This window comes from Bradyrhizobium sp. CFUWI (assembly GCF_056429085.1).
In genome coordinates, this window is record NZ_JBWJZE010000168.1 from 1 (window position 1) to 467 (window position 467).

1 protein-coding gene is annotated in these 467 nt (G+C 50.7%); it reads right to left on the reverse strand.

All coding sequences use genetic code 11. From position 1 onward, the window contains the following. Positions 1-104 precede the first annotated feature (104 nt). Positions 105-467 (reverse strand): hypothetical protein (locus AC066S_RS39245; protein WP_478271969.1); only part of this gene is annotated, 363 nt, incomplete at its 5' end.

Consider the following 467-nt stretch of genomic DNA (forward strand, 5'->3'; position numbering starts at 1 on the left):
TCTCTGCTGCTGTCTCAATTTGATCCGCCAGTTGGCCCACGTCGCGCATCGCGGCGGACAGCGCAGTGGGCCAAGCGCGCCGAAAATCATCAGCGCGCAGGCCCTCATCCATTTTCTTGGCCTTCGAAGAGGGGGATTGATTCGAAAACCTTTTTGATATTGCGCGAAGCAAAGCGGCTCAGATCGTAAAGAACGATCTCTTGCCCAAGTTTGGCAAGACCTTCGTCGTCTCCTGCTTTACGCAACTCAGCCTTCTTGGCAGTGAAGTTGATCTTGTTATTAATCACATCAAAGATCGAGCGCTCATCGTTTTTAAGGATCTCGAAGGCCTCCGTGGAAAGAATCGCTTGCTCAGGGACAAAAAAACCAAACTGGCGTGCCTTGTAAATGAGCGCGAAGTCACTTTCAAATGACTCGGGGTCAGTGACGTTGTTTGGGAGAAGCACAATCTTTTCAGGCTCTATGCC